This is a genomic window from Rhodococcus sp. P14 (genome assembly GCF_000256505.1).
Lineage (GTDB): Bacteria > Actinomycetota > Actinomycetes > Mycobacteriales > Mycobacteriaceae > Rhodococcus > Rhodococcus ruber.
This window is the reverse complement of the sequence record NZ_AJFC01000290.1, coordinates 1-3,929: the sequence shown is the minus strand read 5'-3', so window position 1 is coordinate 3,929 and position 3,929 is coordinate 1. Positions and strand designations below refer to the sequence as shown.

Annotated in this window: 1 protein-coding gene; it reads left to right on the top strand. The window is 73.3% G+C overall.

Features of this window, described 5'->3' with window-relative positions:
- Positions 1 to 3,929 (top strand): condensation domain-containing protein (locus tag OEY_RS28765; RefSeq protein WP_010595616.1); only part of this gene is annotated, 3,929 nt, incomplete at both ends.

Genomic DNA, 3,929 nt, shown 5'->3' with positions numbered 1-3,929 from the left:
CGAGATCGAGGCCGCGCTGCGCGGACTCGACGACGTGCGGGACGTGGCCGTCGTCGTCCGCGACGACGACCGGGTCGGACCCCAGGTGATCGCCTATGTCGTGCCGCAGCCCGGCGTCGTGCTCGACGTCGCCGACGTGAGCACCCGCCTCGGACGGGACCTGCCGTCGTACATGGTGCCGGCGGCGTTCGTGGTGCTCGAGGCGCTGCCGCTGAACGTCAACGGCAAGCTCGACCGCAAGGCGTTGCCCGCGCCGGTGTTCGAGGCGCGGGAGTTCCGGGCCCCGACCACCGTCACGGAGGAGGCCGTGGCGCGGGTGTTCGCCGAGGTCCTCGGTCTCGAGCAGGTCGGTCTCGACGACGACTTCTTCGCCCTCGGCGGCGACAGCATCGTCTCGATCCAGTTGGTCTCGCGCGCGAAGGCCCGCGGCGTGGTGTTCACCCCGCGGGACGTGTTCGAACGCAAGACCGTCGCGGGGCTGGCGGAGATCGCCACCCTCACCGGCGGTGCCGAGCGCACACTGACCGAACTGCCCGGCGGCGGCATCGGGGACGTCCCGTTGACTCCGGTGATGCGTGCAGCCCTCGAGGCTTCCGGCGACGTCGATCGGCTCGCCGTGTCGACGGCGGTGACCCTGCCCGCCGGCGTCGACGCCGACGCGCTGGCCGGTGCGGTCGGCGCGGTCGTCGATCACCACGACGCGCTACGCGCGATCGTCGAACGTGACGCCGACGGTGCCGTCACCCTGCGGGTGCGGGCCCCCGGCACCGTCGACCCGGAAACCCTGCTGGCACAGGGGGAACCGGCGCCCGGCGTGCCCGACGACCTGCAAACCCGCGCCGAGCGGGCCCTCGCGGCGGCGGTCGAGCGACTCGACCCCGCCGCGGGCCGGATGGTGCAGTTCGTCCGCATCGACGACGGGCGCGGCGAGACGTTGCTGATCGTCGCCCACCGTTTCGTCGCCGACGACACGTCCCGGCGCATCCTGATCGCCGATCTGGCCGCCGCGTACGACGCTCTCGCGGCCGGGCAGCCCGTGGTGCTGCCGCCGGTCGGGACCTCCCTGCGCCGCTGGGCGCACGGGCTGGTCGAGGCGGCCGGCCGCACCGAGCGCCGAACGGAACTCGACCGGTGGCGGTCGATCCTGGACACGCCGGACTTCCCGATCGGGGACCGTCCGCTCGATCCCGCCGTCGATGTCGGCACCACGGTCGAGCACGTGCACACCACGGTGCCGGCTGCGGACGCGGAGGCACTGCTCGTCGCGGTGCCCGAGCGGTTCCACGGCACCGTCCGCGACGGTCTGGTCACCGCGCTGGGTCTGGCCCTGGTGCGGTGGCGCCGGGACCGGGGCATCGACGAGACGGCCACGCTGCTCGAGCTGGACGGGGACGGACGCGACTCCACGGTGGTCCCCGGAGCCGACCTGTCTCGGACCGTCGGATGCCTCACCATCTCCTTCCCGTTCCGTGCGGGATTCGGAGGGATCGACGTCGACGACGCGTTCTCCGGGGGACCGGCGATGGGCGCCGCCGTCAAGGCGGTCAAGGAACAGCTGCGGGCCCTGCCCGACGACGGTGCCGGCTTCGGTCTGCTGCGGTACCTCGACCCCGACTCCGCCGGGGATCTGAGCGCTCCGCGGCCGCAGGTCGCCCTCCACTTCGGCGAGCCGGTCGCGTCCGTCGAGGGCGGCGCGTGGTCCCTGACGGCGGCACCCGGCGACCGGACCGTCCGTCCCGCCGGGACGCCGGTCACCACGACCGTCGACGTCACCGCGACCGTCTCGTACGGACCGGACGGCAGGCGGCTCGAGGCGCACTTCGGCTTCCCCGCCGGGGTGGTCGAGCGCTCGGAGATCGAGGAGCTGGCCCAGCACTGGCACGAGGCGCTCTCGGCGCTGGCCCGCCACGTCCGCGGGCCGGGCGCCGGCGGCCTGACCCCGTCGGACGTGCCGCTCGTCCCGGTCGCCCAGCACGACCTCGACGTGTGGCAGTCGCGGTACCCCTCGGTGACCGACGTGTGGCCGCTGTCGCCGTTGCAGGCGGGACTGCACTTCCACGCGCTCATGACCGAGGCGAGCGTGGACGTCTACACGATGCAGGCGGTGCTCGAGCTCGGCGGGGCGGTGGATCCGCAGCGGCTGCGCGCCGCGGCGCAGGCACTGCTGGACCGGTACCCGAACCTGCGGACGGTGTTCGTCACCGACAGCGGCGACCCGGTGCAGCTGGTGCTGGGCGACGTCGAGGTGCAGTGGCGGCACGAGCACCTCGGCGACCTCGCCGAGGACGCCCGCGACGCCGAGCTGGCCCGCGTCCTGCGCGACGAGCAGGTCCGGCGCTTCGACCTCGGCCAGGCTCCGCTGATCCGGTTCCTGTTCGTCGACGTGGCCGAGGGTCGTTCGCTGCTCGCGGTGACGGTCCATCACATCCTGCTCGACGGCTGGTCCATGCCGGTCCTCATGCAGGACCTCATGGCGCTGTACGTCACACGCGGGGATGTCACCGCGCTTCCCGCCGCCCACTCCTACCGGGAGTTCCTCGAGTGGCTCACCGAACAGGACCGGGAGGCGTCGCTCGAGGTGTGGGCGAAGGCACTCGCCGGTGTCGAGGAACCGACGGTCCTCGCCCCGTCGGTGCGCCGACCGGACGCGGACGCCATCTCCTCGGTGCACGTGGTGTTCGACGAGGAACGTGCCGCGGCGGTGTCGGCCCTGGCCTCGAGCCTCGGCATCACCGTGAACACCCTGGTGCAGGCGGCCTGGGCGGTGCTCCTCGGCCGGATCGTGGGTCGTTCCGATGTGACCTTCGGTGCCACCGTCTCCGGCCGCCCGGCCGAGCTGCCCGGCGTCGAGTCGATGGTCGGTCTGTTCATCAACACCCTGCCGGTGCGGGTGGACACGGACGACGACGAGACGATCGCGCAGCTGCTGCGTCGCGTGCAGGCACAGCAGGCGGACCTGCTCGGCCACCACTACCTGGGTCTCACCGAGATCCAGCAGCGGGCCGGCGGCCGGATCGGCTTCGACACCCTGCTCGTGTTCGAGTCGTACCCGATCGACCGGGCTGCCCTGTCGGCGGCCGCGACGGACCTCGACGGGATGACCGTCAGGGACGTCCGGCTCGACGACGCGACGCACTACCCGCTGACCCTGCTCACCCTCGCGCAGTCGGAGATCGTGTTCACCTTCAAGTACCTCGAGCGGTACTTCGACGAGTCCGAGGTGAACGTGCTCTCGCAGCGGTTCGTGCGGGTCCTCGAGGCATTCGTGGCCGATCCGCAGGCCGTGGTGGGAGACATCGACCTCATGGACGCGGCGGAGCGGGCGCACCTCGTCGCCGAGGCCGAGCCCGCGGCGGCTCCGGTCACGAGCACCGGCCGCACGCTCGCCGCGGTGCTGGCGAACGTGGTCGAGGAGGATCCGGAGGCCCCGGCCGTCGCCGTCGACGGCACCGAGGTGCCGTACCGCGAACTGGACGCGCGGTCCTCGCGGCTGGCGCGGGTGCTCGTCGCGCGGGGTGTCGGTGCCGGCGACGTGGTCGCCGTCGCCGTCCCTCGGTCGGTCCGGTCCGTGGTGGCGCAGTGGGCGGTCGCCAAGACCGGGGCGGCCCTGCTGATGGTCGATCCCGCCGACCCGGCAGCCACGATGCCGGACCCGGCCCGGGTGACGCTGGGTCTGACGGTGACGGGCGTCACCGGCCTGCCCGCCGTCCCGTGGCTGCAGCTCGACGACGAGGAGCTGCGTGCCGAGCAGGCGGCGCAGGCCGCGCACCCGGTCTCCTACGCCGACCGGCTGCGCCCGGTCGAGCCCGAGAGCCCGGCCCTGGTGACCGCGACGCGCACGCTCACCCAGGCGGAGGTGATCGACCGGATCGGTGAGCTGCGCGAGCGGTACGGCCTGACGTACGAGTCGCGCAGCGCCGCGGTCGGCT